The sequence below is a fragment of the Roseovarius sp. CAU 1744 genome (assembly GCF_039839345.1).
Classification (GTDB): Bacteria; Pseudomonadota; Alphaproteobacteria; order Rhodobacterales; family Rhodobacteraceae; genus Roseovarius.
Window position 1 is genome coordinate 268,194 of the sequence record NZ_JBDOQV010000003.1, and the last position, 14,738, is coordinate 282,931.

General features: G+C 59.9%; 11 protein-coding genes and 1 tRNA gene. 2 read left to right on the forward strand and 10 right to left on the reverse strand.

Features of this window, described 5'->3' with window-relative positions:
• A complete protein-coding gene (locus tag AAFO92_RS07745; RefSeq protein ID WP_347534141.1) occupies positions 1-981 on the reverse strand; it encodes a complex I NDUFA9 subunit family protein in 981 nt (326 codons plus the stop codon).
• Between the two features lie 145 nt (positions 982-1,126).
• On the opposite strand from AAFO92_RS07745, the gene AAFO92_RS07750 reads away from it, so the two are divergent.
• Positions 1,127-1,212 (forward strand) — tRNA-Leu (locus AAFO92_RS07750).
• A 370-nt stretch (positions 1,213-1,582) separates the two neighbouring features.
• Positions 1,583-3,541, forward strand: coding sequence for a fused MFS/spermidine synthase (locus AAFO92_RS07755; RefSeq protein ID WP_347534142.1), 1,959 nt, complete (start codon positions 1,583-1,585; stop codon positions 3,539-3,541).
• Between the two features lie 81 nt (positions 3,542-3,622).
• On the opposite strand, the gene AAFO92_RS07760 is transcribed toward AAFO92_RS07755, so the two are convergent.
• The 9 genes from AAFO92_RS07760 to AAFO92_RS07800 all read right to left on the reverse strand — a co-directional run bounded on the left by AAFO92_RS07760 (position 3,623) and on the right by AAFO92_RS07800 (position 14,479).
• Entirely contained in the window at positions 3,623-3,871 is a 249-nt protein-coding gene (locus tag AAFO92_RS07760; protein ID WP_347534143.1) for a hypothetical protein, read from the reverse strand.
• A 404-nt stretch (positions 3,872-4,275) separates the two neighbouring features.
• Positions 4,276-6,666 (reverse strand): FAD-dependent oxidoreductase, encoded by a 2,391-nt coding sequence (locus AAFO92_RS07765; RefSeq protein WP_347534144.1) that lies wholly within the window; start codon positions 6,664-6,666, stop codon positions 4,276-4,278.
• A 5-nt stretch (positions 6,667-6,671) separates the two neighbouring features.
• Positions 6,672-9,089 (reverse strand): FAD-dependent oxidoreductase, encoded by a 2,418-nt coding sequence (locus tag AAFO92_RS07770; protein ID WP_347534145.1) that lies wholly within the window; start codon positions 9,087-9,089, stop codon positions 6,672-6,674.
• Between the two features lie 26 nt (positions 9,090-9,115).
• Entirely contained in the window at positions 9,116-10,198 is a 1,083-nt protein-coding gene (locus tag AAFO92_RS07775; RefSeq protein ID WP_347534146.1) for a helix-turn-helix domain-containing protein, read from the reverse strand.
• Between the two features lie 34 nt (positions 10,199-10,232).
• Complete coding sequence (locus AAFO92_RS07780; protein ID WP_347534147.1) at positions 10,233-10,988, reverse strand: amino acid ABC transporter ATP-binding protein; 756 nt, start codon at positions 10,986-10,988, stop codon at positions 10,233-10,235.
• An 11-nt stretch (positions 10,989-10,999) separates the two neighbouring features.
• Complete coding sequence (locus AAFO92_RS07785) at positions 11,000-11,902, reverse strand: amino acid ABC transporter permease (RefSeq protein WP_347534148.1); 903 nt, start codon at positions 11,900-11,902, stop codon at positions 11,000-11,002.
• A gap of 11 nt (positions 11,903-11,913) precedes the next feature.
• Entirely contained in the window at positions 11,914-12,651 is a 738-nt protein-coding gene (locus AAFO92_RS07790) for an amino acid ABC transporter permease (protein ID WP_347534149.1), read from the reverse strand.
• A 69-nt stretch (positions 12,652-12,720) separates the two neighbouring features.
• The gene (locus AAFO92_RS07795) at positions 12,721-13,584 is read right to left on the reverse strand and encodes a transporter substrate-binding domain-containing protein (RefSeq protein ID WP_347534150.1); all 864 of its coding nucleotides are present in this window, start codon (positions 13,582-13,584) and stop codon (positions 12,721-12,723) included.
• Between the two features lie 16 nt (positions 13,585-13,600).
• Positions 13,601-14,479 (reverse strand): MurR/RpiR family transcriptional regulator, encoded by an 879-nt coding sequence (locus tag AAFO92_RS07800; RefSeq protein WP_347534151.1) that lies wholly within the window; start codon positions 14,477-14,479, stop codon positions 13,601-13,603.
• Positions 14,480-14,738: the final 259 nt, after the last annotated feature.

Genomic DNA, 14,738 nt, shown 5'->3' on the forward strand with positions numbered 1-14,738 from the left:
TCAGGCGCGCAGGTTTTCGGCGGATTCCTTGATCGCTTCGTACTGACCCGCCGGGCGGAACCGCCACAGGTAATCCGGCAGAACCGCCTCGGTCGCTGTGGGCTCGATACCCAGATCGGCCAAGCCCTTGGCATTCGGCGACACGATATTGTCCACCCGCAGGCTCTTGACCTGATCGCGGGTGATCTGCGGCGGGATCAGCCCAAGCGAAATCGTCTGGACCAGTTCCATCATCGCCGCCATTATCCGCGCGGCCCAGAACGGAATGTTCAGGATCAGGCGGCGGCGGCGGATCACGCCCAGCATCTCCTGCATCAATTCGCGGAAAGTATTCACGTCCGGCCCGCCAAGCTCGTAAATGCCGGGGGCAGCTTCGCCCTTGATAGCCATCTCGGCCGCCTTGGCCACGTCATCCACATAGACAACCTGAAACCTTGTCTCGGCACCGACAACCGGCAAGACGGGGCCCAGCCTGGTCATCGACGCGAACCGGTTGAAGAACCCGTCCTCGGGCCCGAACATGATCGACGGGCGCAGGATGACCGCGTTGGGAAAATGCTGCACGACGCCCGCTTCGCCATGGGCCTTGGTTTGCGCATAGAGGCTGTCGGACTGTGCATCGGCGCCGATGGCCGAGATGTGAACCAGTTGTTCCACGCCCTCGGCGGCGGCCAGGCGCGCCACCCGCTCGGCCCCCTCGTGCTGCACCGCATCGAAATTGTTGCGCCCCTTGCGGTCGAAGGTGCCGACACAGTTGACCACGGCATCGGCCCCCTGCATCACCCTGCGCACGCTTTCGTCATCCCTGATATTGCAGAATAACGGCTCGACCTGGCCGACCACGCCATAGGGTTTGACATGCATGGCCTCGTTCGGGCGGCGCACGGCAACCCGCACGCGCCACCCTGCCTTGGCCATGCGCCGGGCGATATACCGCCCGACAAATCCCGATCCGCCATAGATGGTGACAAGCTTGGACATGACAGAGCCTCCGGGCTGAAAACTTTCCCCATCTTCCTACCCGCACGCGCGGGTTTCGACAAGTTGATATGGCGATGCGGAATAAACCGAAAATCGCCGTTGACTCCGACCAAAGCCAGCGATAAACGCCTGCTTCACGACACCTGCCCAGGTGGCGGAATGGTAGACGCGCTAGCTTCAGGTGCTAGTGTCCGTATGGACGTGGAGGTTCGAGTCCTCTCCTGGGCACCAATCCCATCAATCAATGCAACGTCTTGTTGGGCCGGGGCGCCTTTGGTCCCGTAGCCGGTGATCGTTGAAGCTCCGGTATCTAGCGCAGAAGCCCGGTATTCTACCTCGCACCTGGTGTTTCGAGCCAGTTGCAACAGAGCTACGTTAATGTTCTGACCAGAAGCGCGATGTTTGGCGGCCGGTCCGTTTGATGTATTGTTGTGGTTCGATACCGGGTCGGCACGCAGACGCCGCGACATTGGGGATTCTTGTGCCCGCGTTAATCATCGCCATATTTCTTGGTGCATTCCTCTTGTTCCAGGTCCAACCGATCGTCGCCCGGTTCATCTTGCCCTGGTTCGGCGGCTCTCCGGCTGTCTGGACGACAGCGATGCTATTCTTTCAGCTGATGTTGCTCGCGGGTTATGTCTACGCCCATCTGATCGTGACCTACCTGAGCCGGAAATGGCAGGTGACACTACATATCGTGCTGCTAGCCGTCTCCCTTCTGTTCTTGCCGATTACACCCTCGGACGCATGGAAACCCGATGGTCACGGACCACCCTTGCCGCAAATTTCACTGCTGCTGGTGTCAACAATCGGCCTTCCGTTTCTGATCCTCGCCGCCAGCGCACCATTGATGCAGGCTTGGTTCACATATGCCCGACCCGGCCGTTCTCCCTACAGATTGTACGCGCTGTCCAACGCGGGGTCCTTCCTCGGCCTGTTGTCCTATCCATTCGTGATCGAGCCCTCTGTCGGGCTGAACGATCAAACGGTACTTTGGTCCGCGGTCTACGCGGCCTTCGCGATGGCGTGCGCGGGGTCAGCGATCCTTACACTCGGGAACGCGAAAACCGAACGCAGGCTCAGCAAGGCCACCGTCCCGCGCGCGCAGATGCCTGGCAATGATCGGGTGATGATCGTTCTGCTGTCAGCGGTCGGGGTCGTGGTTTTGCTGTCGACAACCAACCAGCTGTGCAAGGACGTGGCTGTCGTACCGCTTCTGTGGATCTTGCCGCTGACACTTTACCTTGCCTCTTTCATCGTCGCGTTCGGCCGTCCGGGCTGGTACCTGCGCTCTGTCTGGGCAATAGTTTTGATCCTGTCGATTTCATCCGTTGTCTATCTTCTGCACCAGGACAACTCCGAGTTTGAGGTCTATCTCGGCGTTCAGGTACTGGTTTACTCGACGGTGGTTTTTGCCTGCTGCATGGTCTGCCACGGCGAAATCTACCGATTGCGGCCCGCCACGGAAAACCTGACATCCTTTTACCTTGCCATCTCGGTTGGCGGCGCGCTTGGCGGTATTTTCGTCAACCTGATCGCCCCCGTGATTTTCCTGGGCTACTGGGAATTTCACGCCAGCCTTGTCGCGACAATTCTGCTGCTGTCCTATCGCGCGGCGAAAGGCGGGTCGACCCTGCACGCAAGATTTCGGAAAGTGCCGCTTGGCGCGGTTCTGTTGCCTGCGTGCCTTGTCATTGCCTATTTTCTTGCCGCGCATGTCAGGCTTCAGCAGGAAGAGAGTATCGTTACACGCCGAAGCTTTTTTGGAATTCTGCGTGTGTATGAATATGACGTGGATACACCAGATCACATCCGGTCACTCTATCATGGGCGCATCGGACATGGTGACCAGTTTCGGCACGGGGATGCGCGAAAGGCGCCGATCACCTATTACGGCCCCGACAGCGGAATCGGCGTTGCGATCGCTGCGCAGCGCGCGTTCCTTGAACAAACCGGGCTGTCCGGCGGCATTCGAATGGGTGTGATTGGCCTCGGCGCGGCGACCATTGCGGCATATGCCAAACCGGGCGACACGCTGCGGTTCTACGAGATCGATCCCGAAGTCACGAAAATCGCCAGGGAATATTTCACCTATCTCGCTGACGCAAAGACGCGGGTGGACATATCGCATGGCGACGGGCGCATTACCCTGGAACGAGAGCTTGCCGCGGGGCGCGAGAACGCTTTTGACGTGTTTGTGGTGGACGCTTTCAGCGGGGACGCCATTCCGGTGCATCTACTAACCATCGAAGCGCTCGAGCTTTATCGGCGGCACCTGTCAGCCGACGGGATAATAGCATTTCACATCAGCAATCTGCATTTTGATCTGCGCCCCGTGGTTCGTGCCCTTGCCGAAGAGTCGAAAATGGATTCGGTCTGGATTCCGGATGCCGGTAACGGAGACGGCGAAGACCCGAACGACTGGATGCTGTTGACGGCCAGTGAAAGCATCCATCGCGCGCTTCGAGAACACGCGGAAGAATGGCCAGATAACCACACGCAGGACGCGCTGTGGACAGATGATTTTGCCAACCTGCTCGGAGTCCTCTGGCACAAGTGACATTCGCCGCAACTGCACCCGCTGCGGCATTGCAGATGTCGGGCTGATGAACATTCGAAGAGAAAGGCGCGACCGGGCAGATTATTGTTGTTTTTTGAAGAGCCCCCAGAACCCATTCTTCTTTTTCTTTCTCGAGGCTTTCTTCTTGGCTTTCCTCTTTCCCGCGCTCTTCTTCTTTGACCTTCGTTCCGCACCGTCACCGCCGGCATAGGCCGGCTCGGCGGCAACAATCGTCAAAGCGACGCCTCCGGCAATCAGGGCCGTTCCGGTAAACAACGCCTGTCTTCGTCCGGCGTCCATTTCTTCCGTTTTGTTGCTCTCTTTTTCCATTACCATTCCCCAAAACGTTTAAACGGGGCAATCCTATCACATTTCCGGGTTCAGACGAAAACGCGTGCGAACTAGTAAGGGTCGGAAACTTAATAAGCCGTAGCTGTGCAACAGGTTACAACGGCGGCGCACCGCGCAGAACGGAAACGGCCACATCAAAAATGATCCACTTTCGCCATTTGAATGACCTGATGATCCCAAGGGAGCCATCAAGCGATTGATCCCCTCAGGCAGGCGTTTTCTGCAATAGGCTCGGGAATGGTGATTTGTATGTTGGTAAGACATACGGGCATTGGACCCTTCGGCAGAATTGCGCCGCAGCCTACCCGCGATCCTGCGCCGAAGCCGGCCACGCTCGGCGGCATCTTGAGTCACGCACATCATGCCAGTTGGGGACCGGAGGGCTAGCCTTTCATCCTGTCGCCATCGGGATCGAAAAGCGGGCCGATCGTGACGGTGGCGTCATAAAGATCGCGGGCGATGTCGATCTGCACGCGGGTGCCATGTGCGACAGGCGATTTCACATGGCCAAGGGCAACGGGCTTCCCGATACGGTAGCCGAACGCGCACGAGCTTGTCTGGCCAATGATCCGGCCGTCGCGATAGATCGGCTCATGCCCCAGCGGCACGGCGTTTTCGTCATCCAGGATCAGCGAGACGACACCCGGTCCGACCCCGGCGGCGCGGCGTTCGGCCAATGCCTCGGCACCGATGAAACCACCCGATTTCCGGGTGGCGAAATCAAGCCCTGCCGCGATCGGCGTCACATCGCCGTCAAGCTCATGACCCATGGCGCAGAACCCCTTTTCAATCCGCATTGATGTCTGCGCAAAAAGGCCCGCGGGACGCGCGCCAGCCGCGACGAAAGCGGCATAGACGGCGTTTGCGTTTTCCGACAGGCAGGTGATTTCCCATCCCGCCTCGCCCACATAGGACATCCGCGCCGCCCGGACACGTCTATCCGCGATATGCGCGGGGCCGACCTTGAAATACCCCAAGTCGTTCAATTCAGGCGCGCCGCATTCGGCCACGATCCGCGCCGCATCTGGCCCCATCAGGCCCAGCACGGCGTATTTCCCGGTACTGTCGGTCAGGGTAACGTCAAAGCCTTCGGAATGGCGGCGCAGCCATGCCATGTCACGCTTGATCGCGCCCGTGCCGACGAACAGGCGATAGTGATCCGCGGCCAGGCGTTGCGCGGTCAGATCGCTTTCAAACGTGCCGCGTTCGTTCAGCATTGCCGTGTAGATCACCGAGCCCGGCGCGCGCCCCATGTGGCCCGCGCAGACCTGTGACAAGAAGGCTTCGGCACCGGCGCCTTCGACCTCGATCTTGCCGAAGGACGAGGCATCGAAAATGGCGGCCTTTTCATGGGCCGCGGTGACCTCGGCCTTCACGTTCTCAAACCAGTCCGGCCTGTCAAAGGTCATGCGCGGCTCGTTCGTCTTGCCGAAATAGAGCGGCCGTTCCCAGCCATAGAACTGGCCCATATGCGCCCCGGCGGCCCGATACTCGGCGTCCAGCGGAAGGGCGCGCAGATCGCGGGCTGTCGAGAGCTGTTTTCCCGGAAACGCGATGTCGTAATGGGTGCCCAGAATTTCGGGGGCGCGCGCCATCAGATGTTCCATGTTGTTGAAAACGGGGGCAAACCTCTTGGCGTCCGCCTCGGACAGATCATAGGCCGTGCGGCCATGAATGATGCAATGGGCCAGGTTCATGCCCGCACCTCCGCCCGACGCAATCCCGACCGAGTTCATGCCACAGCCCAGAAACAGACCCCGGGTTTCAGCGGTCTCTCCCAGCATGAACGTACCGTCGGGGGTAAAGCTCTCGGGGCCATTCAGCAGCATCTTGACCTCGGCGGTTTCCAGCGCGGGCAGGCGGTGCAGCGCGTTCGTCATCATCGGTTCGAAATGATCCCAGTCCTCTGGCAGCAGGCCAAACTCGAAACCTTCGTCCAACACACCGGGTTCGATCGGCTTTCCCATCGGTTCGAAACAGCCCACCAGCAATCCGCCGCTGTCGTCGCGGATATAGAGGTGGTTGTCATGGTCGCTGAGGGTGGGGGTGTTGCCCCTGATCCCGTCAATGGGCTTGGTCAGAAGGTAGAAATGCTCGCAGGCCAGCGCCGGCACTTCCGCGCCCGCCATCGCGCCGACTTCACGCGACCAGAGCCCGGTGCAAAGGGCAATCGCGTCACACATGACCGTGCCTTGGGTGGTTTCGACACCCTTCACATGACCGTTCCGTGTCAGGATACCGGTGACACCGGTGTCTTCAAAAAGCCGGGCCCCCAACCCCCTCGCTGCCTTGACCAGCGCCGCGCAAACATCTGAGGGCGAAACACGCCCGTCATCGGGCGACCAGACCGCCCCCAGGACATCGTCGGCATTCATCAGCGGCCAGCGCTCCCGCGCCTCGTCGGCGCTGATCGACATCGCATCTATCCCGTAGGCATGTGCCAATGCCTCCTGGCGCTTTACATGAGTCAGGCGATCGGGGTTGGTGGCGATGGACAGCGATCCTTTCTGGATCCAGCCCACCGATTGACCGGTCTCTTCTTCGAGCTGCGAATAGAGATCCACCGAATACTGAATCATCCGCGTGAGGTTCCGCGAATGCCTGAGTGCGCGAACCTGTGCCGCTGAATGCCACGTGGTGCCGCTTGTAAGCTTGTTGCGTTCCAGCAAAATGGCGTCCGTCACGCCCATCTTCGACAGGTGATAAAGCGTGGAACATCCCATGATACCGCCGCCGATCACGACAACTGACGCTTGCGAGGGAAGGTTGGACATGCAGATTACCCCAGAAGTTTTTTGTTTTCAGGATCATAAACCGGGTCGGCGACCACGGTGGCGGCAAACGTGTTAAGCAGGATCTGAACCTCGAGCGTGCTTCCCGGCGCCACGTCGCTGGCATCGACCCAGCCGACCGCAAGCAATTTGCCACAGCGCCACCCCATGCCGCCGGACGTGACGTAGCCAATCAGTTCACCGTTCTTCAGGATCGGTTCGGTGCCCCAGCATAGTGGGGCGGCCTGGTCCAGCTCAAGCGTCACGAACCGTTTGACGGGTGGTGTCTTTCGTTGCTCGTCCACGACCGAACGCCCGATATAGTCCTTGGTCCGCGAACAGAACCGTTCCAGCGATGCGGCATGGGGCGTGATCTCGGTGGTCATTTCCGCGCCCCAGCTTCGATACCCTTTTTCAAGGCGCAACATACCCATCGCCCGAGCGCCCATCAGCACCAGGTCATGGGCGTCGCCCGCTTTCATCAACGCATCGAACAGCGCTTTCTGGTTCGGCATCGGGCAGTGCAGTTCCCAGCCAAGCTCACCCGAAAAGGAAATCCGGATCGCCCGGCAACGCACCCGCCCGATTTCCACGAGTTTCGACGTCATGAAGGGGAAGTCATCGAACGCCCCACCCGATAGGCGATTCAGCAGCTTGCGCGATCTGGGCCCCGCAATCCCGAGGGCGGCGATCTGATCCGTGAGGTTCTCGATCCGAATGTCGAACCCGCCCTGGTGGTCTTCCATCCAGCGCTGGTAAAGCGCCACGCCAAGGGTCGCGCCGACGCAGTAGAACGATCCGTCGCCGGAGTTCTCGATGGTAATATCGCCAACGATCCCGCCGCGGTCGTTGAGCATCAGGGAAAGGGCCGCACGACCGCGCTTGGTCGGCACCCGGGCCGAACCGATATGATCGAGAAAGGCTTGCGCGTCGGGACCGGAAATTCGGAACTTGCCGTAGGACGACATTTCGGACAATCCGCATCCGCTGGCCATCGCCTTTGCTTCGTTACCCACATGTTCCCACCAGTTGGGGCGTTTGAAACTCGGTTGATCCACGGGCTCGACCCCGGCGGGCGCATACCAGAGCGGGCGTTCCCACCCGTAGGCCTGACCCATGACCGCACCCCGCGCCAGCAGATCGCCGTAGATCGGCGTGGTCTTCAGCGGCCGGCCCGTCTTGCGCTCGATCCCGGGATAGATCAGTTCGTAGCGGATCGGCAGGATCTCGTGGGTACGCTCGCGTGCGAATTCCCGGGTCGTCCAGTCGCCAAACCTGGCCACGTCGATGAAGTGCAGATCAAGTTCGCTTTCGCCTTCGAGGATCCACTGACTCATGGCCAGGCCGATCCCGCCGCCCTGCGCGATACCGCCGAGGAAACCGCAGGCCACGTAGAACCCCGGCACGCCCGGCATCGGACCAATCATCGGGCGGCCATCCGGGGCAAAGCTGATCGCCCCGTTGACGCCGCGCTTGATCCCCGTGTTTTCCAGCGCCGGTACACGGTGGAAGATCGCACCCAGCCCATCGCCGAGCCGGTCCCAGTCATCCTCGAACAGTTCCTGGCCGAACGACCACGGCGCGCGCCCGTCATGCTGCGACCACGCTTGTCGGCATTCCTGCTCCCACGGTCCCAGCAACAACCCTGCACCTTCCTGCCGCAGGTAATACTGGCTGTCGCAGTCGCGGATCATCGGCAGTTCGTAGTCCAGCGCCGCGACCTCGGCCATGGTGTCGGTCACCAGGTACTGGTGCTCCATATTGGTGATCGGCAGCCGGGTACCGACCATCTCGGCCACTTCATTGGCCCAGAAACCGGCGCAGTTGACGATGATCTCGCATTCGAAAACCTCGTCGCCTGCCGTCAGGCGCCAATTTCCCGAAGGCAGACGGGAAATGCTGTCTACCTGGCAGTTCCGCCTGATCCTGCCGCCATATTTGCGCGCCCCAGCCCACAGCCCCATGGTCACGGAATAGGGGTCGACATAGCCCTCTTCTGGATCCCAGGCCCCCCCTTCGAGATCCGCAACATTGAGAAGCGGATATTTCGCCTTGATCTCGGCCGGTGTTACCAGTTCGTATTCAAGACCAAGCGCCCGGAATTTCCCGGCAAGATGTTTGAATTCTTCCATCCGCTCTTTGGTCTGCGCCAGGAAAAAGCCACCCACGACATGGCTTCCGACCTCCTGGCCCACCTCTTCGGCCAGGCCGTCATAGAGGCGCAGGGAATAGGCCTGAAGAGCCGAAAGATTGGCATAGGCGCTTTGGGTGTGGACATTGCCGGCGGCGTGCCATGTCGCACCGGCGGTCAGTTCGCGGCGCTCCAGCAAGAGCGCGTCCTTCTCGCCCGCTTTCGCCAGGTGATACAACGTCGAAACGCCGACGATCCCGCCGCCGATGATGATGATGCGAGAGTGAATTGCCATGCGATTGTCTCCTCTACCCGGTACAGTTAGCGTCTGGCCAAACTGCATGAGGTGGAGAGGTCGCCGTTTTGCCGTGAAAAATGCGACATCGGCGCGGTCCGGGCCTTGCGGTCAACTGAAGGCAGGACGCCATATACCTGCCTGTAGCCGCGCGCGAACTGTGCCGGTTCAAAGCCGAAATCCCAGGCGATTTCATTCAGGGGCCGGCGGCCTGCGATGACGTTCTGCCGGGCTTCGCCGAACCGCAATTCGCGGTAGACCTCGGCCGGGGGTTTTCCGAATTCAGCGTTGAACAGGCGTTCAAGCTGGCGAAGCGAGATGCCCACCCGATCAGCGATCTGGCGTGTTGAGATCGCAAGCCTGATATTGCCGTTCATCGCCTCGAGCGCAGCCAGAACCTTTGGGTTCTGTGTTTCAAATCGCAGCTGAACCGGCAGCGATTGGCTGAGCCGCCCGTCGCGGGCGCCGTCGATCACCAGGCGCGAGGCGATGTCGCGGACCAATTCAGCCGTCATTTCTCTCGCAATGAAATCCATCATCAGATCAGCGGCCGCCCCGCCCCCCGAACAGGTCGGATGCCTGCTGTTTCCGATGAAGAGCGAAGCGGATACACCGACCCGTGGGTGATGTTCTTTCAGATAGGGAATGTCCTCCCAATGGGCTGATACGGCGATGCCATCGGCAAGGCCGGACTGCGCCAGGCGAACCACGCCCGAGGAAATCGCCCAGATCGGATGACCCTGCCGGTGCCAGCAGCGCAACCTGGCTACAAGCTTGGGGTTTGCACGAACGTGGATATCGGCACCCGACACGATCACCAGAATTGCCCGGCGCGGCAGATCGTCGATGTCGCGGTCCACCATGACGGCAATCCCGTTCGACGCATGGACCGGCTCATTCCCGAGGGACGCGACCGAATATGCCGGTGCCCCCGCACCGCCGAACTTCCTTGCCAATCTCAGCACCTCGACGGCCGAAGAGAACGCGTGCATCGTGAATCCGGGCTCCAGGACAAAGACGAACTGGATCACCCGGTCATCCCTGTCCCGAAGCCTGTTCGGCGCGGGCCTGGTGCCGCTATCCGGCGCGGCGTTCGGTTGCCTGGCCATTGTCGGTGTCTCCAGACTGTGTTTGCCGGCGGTCCTACAGGATCTGGCTGAGGAACTCGCGCGTGCGCGGATCAGATGCCTTGTCAAAGAACGTGTCGGGTGGCCCGTGTTCGACGATAACACCGCGGTCGGTGAAATAGATGTGATCGGCAACCTCGCGGGCAAAACCCATTTCATGGGTGACGAGGATACAGGTCATCCCATCCGCCGCGAGCTCCTTGATCGTGACCAGAACTTCCTTGACCGTTTCGGGGTCAAGCGCCGCTGTCACCTCGTCGAACAGCATGACATCGGGATTCATCGCCAGCGAACGGGCGATGGCCACGCGCTGCTGCTGCCCGCCCGAAAGCTCTCCGGGATAGCTGTTTTCCTTGCCTTCCAGGCGGACCTTCTTGATCAGCGCCCGCGCGGTCTTTTCGGCATCTGCCTGATTGCGCCGCAACACCTTGATCGGCGCCATCATCACGTTTTCCAGCGCGGTCTTGTGCGGGAAAAGATTGTACTGCTGAAAAACCATGCCGACCTTCTTGCGCAGGGCAAGCTTGTCGAGGTCGGGCGAGTTGACTTCCTGGCCCTCGACCGTGATCGACCCCGACTGGATATCGTTCAGGGCATTGATACATCGGATCAGTGTTGATTTCCCTGACCCGGACGGGCCGATGATACAGATCACTTCACCTTTCATGATATCAATGGAAACACCGTTGATCACCTCGAGATCGCCAAAGGATTTGTGCACGTCTTTCAACGATACAATCGGCTGATCGGGGGTCCAGGCTGAGACATTCATGGCATCGACTTTCAGTTGTTGACTGCGAAACGCCGTTCCAGGCGCCGCGTCCATTGGGCGATCGGATAGCTGTAGATAAAGAACCAGGACATCAGCCACAGATACATCGGGATCAGGAATTCGCTGCGCCCTTCGGCGGCCAGCGCATCCTGTGTCAGGGTCATGCCGTCGCTGACACCAAGGATCGAGATCAGCGGCGTCGACATGGTCAGGATGCAATACCAGTTCATCCAGGGCGGAATCATCCGCTTGACGCATTGCGGCAGGATGATCTGCCACATCGTCTGGGTGCGGGTAAACGCGAGGCTTTCTGCCGATTCCCACTGGCCGGTCGGAATCGATGCGATGGCGCCCCGAACGATTTCCGACACATTGGCCATGATCGGCAGGGACAGGGCAAAGGTGGCCTTGGTCCAGCCGGGAATGTCATATTGCGTCCCGGCGATCTCTACCGTGAAGGGCAACAGCAGCATGAAATAGAACAGAAGCACCAGCCAGGGCGAATTGCGGAATAGCTGCGTGATCGCCCATGAGGTGCGGCGGATCAGCTTGTTGGGCGAAACCTGCCCGATGCCAAGCCAGAGGCCGAGGAAGGTACCCAATGCCATGGCAATGAAGCTGACGGCGATATTGAGTATGAAGCCGCCGAATTCACCCGGCGCCCCGAACAGCATCAACGGCGTCCACTTGATCAACGTCTGCAGGATCGTCTGCTCGGGATCACCCTGTACCTGGGCATAGGCCGCATCGACGAACAGCCAGCAGCTGAGCACGACGAAGAGCGCCCAGGCAAATTGTGGCCGGAAGGAAAACCGCACCACGTCACCCGTGTTCCAGGTGCCACCGCCCGCGGGCGTAAAGGGCAGCATGACCGGAAGATCGGTCGTATTCCTGAGCTCGAAAGAAGATTTCATTCCCGGCCCCTTCATTGCCCGAACCCCGGAACCTTGATCGAACGTTCCCACCGGTGCATGAGCCAGACCAGAACACCCACCAGCGCGATGTAGAGCACCCAAACCACGTTCATCATCTCCTGAACGTTATATTCGTCCGACCAGATCTGGTTGGCGACATAGAGCGTTTCGGGGACTGCAATCGCGTAGGCCACCGTTGTGGTCTTCAGCAGATTGATAAGATTGTTGTTCAGGGCCGGCAGGCAGACCCGGAAGGCCAGCGGCAGGGTCACATACTGATAGACCTGTCTGCGGGTATAGCCGAGCGCCTCGGCCGCTTCTGCCGTCGAGCGTGGAACGGCCTCGACGCCGGCGCGGAAAATTTCCACGTTGAACGCACCCGCAAAGAAGGACAGCGACACCACCGCCCAGCCATAGCTGTCAAGCACCCCGCCGCGTATCCCCGCCAGGCTGGACAAGGCTGCGTCGACGGCGAAATAGAAGAAATACAGCTGGATCAGCGGCGGTGTGTTGCGAAAGAACTGAATGTAGCCCTGCACGATCCGCCGGATCCAGACGAGGTGCGACATCTGCAGCCACGCCCCGATGATCCCGATGATGACGCTCAGGACGATGCAGATGAATGAGAGGTGGATCGTCGTCCATACCCCCCTGAAGAACCGGCCACGATCCCAATCGTCGTAAAAGATCGTCAGTTTTATTCCATGTTCCTGATTGAGCCACAGGAACCAATCCCAGACGAATTCCAATTTTCTGTCCCAGCGTTGGTTAGAGAGGGCAGCCGCCGCACCATGTTGCGGCGGCCACGGGTCATGGCATCATTCGTCGTCGTAGGCGTCGTTACAGATCTTTTCACCCGCCTTGCACGCCTCGCTCATCTTGGCCAGCCATGCGGTCGGGGGAATGCCCAACTTGGCCTCCAGCTCAACCAGCGTGCCCGATTTGTGCCAATCGATAATGGCCTCCGACAGGAGCTTGCCAAGACGACCGTCCACCTCGTCCAGCGGAACAGCCGCGCCCCACGGAGCGTCATCGACGGTCGGCGTGGCGATGCTGTAATCCGCCCATTTCTCGGGCTCGTTGACCTTGCGGGGAATGAATGCGCTGTCGTCATAGATCCAGCCGTCGCAACGGCCATCCAGCAATGCCTTCTCAACCTCGGACACGCCTTTGAAGGCGACGATCTCGGCGCCGTTCTTCAACCCGTGATCCTTGTTGTACCATGCGCCCTGGATACCGCAGATTTTCTTGCCCTCCAGGCTTTCCCAGCCGTCTATCCCGGAATCCTTGTGGGCCAGAACCGCAACGCCGGAGGAATAGTAATCCGGCTGGACGATGCCGACGACTTCGCGGCGCTCCGGCTTGTTGGACATTGTGGCGATGAACATGTCCACCTTGCCTTGCTCCAGGAACTGCATCCGGTTCGATGCAACCACCACAACTTTCTCAAGTTCGATCGGCTTGCCGACGGCGTCACTGACACGCGTGACGAAATCGTCGATCATGTCATGTTCCATCCCGATCAGGTTGCCATCGGCATCGCGCATCCCCCACGGCGCATAGTCGGCCTTGACCCCGACAACGATCTTGCCCCGTGCGGCGATATCATCGAGCGCATCAGCGATTGCGCCGGTAGCCGACAACGCCAGCACCGTGACTCCGGTAAATAGGCTCTTGAGCATTTTCATCTCCCTTGTTTCAAGAAACTCGATTTGTATTCGAGACATACTCACCCATTTCGTGGCAACTGGCCTCGATCCGGGCAATTCTCTGGCCGACCTGCGGGCCACTGGCCTTCACCGCAAGCCCGATAAGTGTCTCCAGCAGCACAAGCGTGGCCGCGTGCGACGTGAAGAATTGCGGCGTGTCGGTCGACACCAGGAACACGGTATTGCAATGGCCGCTCAGTGGCGAATCTATCCTGTCCGTGACGCCGATGACATGAGCACCCGCACCCTTCAGATAGCTGGCCGCCCGAATGGCCTGGGTCGCGTAGGGTGCCTTGGAGATCACCAACGCAACGTCGTCTTCGCCGATATCGCTCAGCAGGGCCGCATCCGCCCCCGCCTCGCCGCCCAGCACGCGCCAGGAATCAAACCCCATCGACGCCATGTAGGCCAGGTAATCCACGAAAGGACGAGAGCTCATCATTCCGACCAGGATCACCTTGCGGGCGCAAGCAAGCCTGTTGGCAGCGGTTTCGATCTGCTCGGGATCGACCGAGTTCATGAGGCGGTTGATGTTCGAGATGGTGGATTGCGCCTGATGCACGATAAAGGCGCCTCCCTCGTCCTGGCGCGCCGCCTGGTCCTGCAATGCCCTGGCCTTGGCGGCAAAGCTCTGCTCTTGCTGCCTCAATTGCGACAGGCAAGCCTCGCGCAGCTCTTCGTAACTGGCAAAACTCAGTTCTTCCGCCAGACGCGAGAAGGTGGGCGCCGACATATCGGTGGCCCGTGCAACCTGACGAAGTGACCGCGTCGCGACCTCCTCCGGATGCTCGACAACATACAGCGCCGCTTGCTGCAGTTTCGGGCTCAACGAGGCCAGCTTCGGCGCAACGATGTCACGTAGACGCATCCGATTCTCCCAATCATCTTACAAATGTAAAATACTTTTTGATATGGTGCAACGTTTGTAAAATATCACCGATTCATGCCGCGCCCCGTGCGCATGTCCGCCACCGGCGAAAAGCTGCGGTCTGGGCATCCCCCGCATTCGCTCGCAAGTGCGCCACCGGTCCGGCAACAGATAACAACGCGCCGGGGCGATGGCCCGATGAGGTGGCCTTCGCTCATTTCAGACACATATTTGCATTGAAACGCGGCATTTTCGCTGG

Excerpts from the sequence above, each read along its gene's own strand:
- AAFO92_RS07755 (WP_347534142.1), top strand. The coding sequence starts at position 1,583 with ATGCTATTCTTTCAGCTGATGTTGCTCGCGGGTTATGTCTACGCCCAT.
- AAFO92_RS07760 (WP_347534143.1), bottom strand. The coding sequence starts at position 3,871 with ATGGAAAAAGAGAGCAACAAAACGGAAGAAATGGACGCCGGACGAAGA.
- AAFO92_RS07770 (WP_347534145.1), bottom strand. The coding sequence starts at position 9,089 with ATGGCAATTCACTCTCGCATCATCATCATCGGCGGCGGGATCGTCGGC.
- AAFO92_RS07795 (WP_347534150.1), bottom strand. The coding sequence starts at position 13,584 with ATGCTCAAGAGCCTATTTACCGGAGTCACGGTGCTGGCGTTGTCGGCT.
- AAFO92_RS07780 (WP_347534147.1), bottom strand. The coding sequence starts at position 10,988 with ATGAATGTCTCAGCCTGGACCCCCGATCAGCCGATTGTATCGTTGAAA.
- AAFO92_RS07765 (WP_347534144.1), bottom strand. The coding sequence starts at position 6,666 with ATGTCCAACCTTCCCTCGCAAGCGTCAGTTGTCGTGATCGGCGGCGGT.
- AAFO92_RS07785 (WP_347534148.1), bottom strand. The coding sequence starts at position 11,902 with ATGAAATCTTCTTTCGAGCTCAGGAATACGACCGATCTTCCGGTCATG.
- AAFO92_RS07775 (WP_347534146.1), bottom strand. The coding sequence starts at position 10,198 with ATGGCCAGGCAACCGAACGCCGCGCCGGATAGCGGCACCAGGCCCGCG.
- AAFO92_RS07800 (WP_347534151.1), bottom strand. The coding sequence starts at position 14,479 with ATGCGTCTACGTGACATCGTTGCGCCGAAGCTGGCCTCGTTGAGCCCG.
- AAFO92_RS07745 (WP_347534141.1), bottom strand. The coding sequence starts at position 981 with ATGTCCAAGCTTGTCACCATCTATGGCGGATCGGGATTTGTCGGGCGG.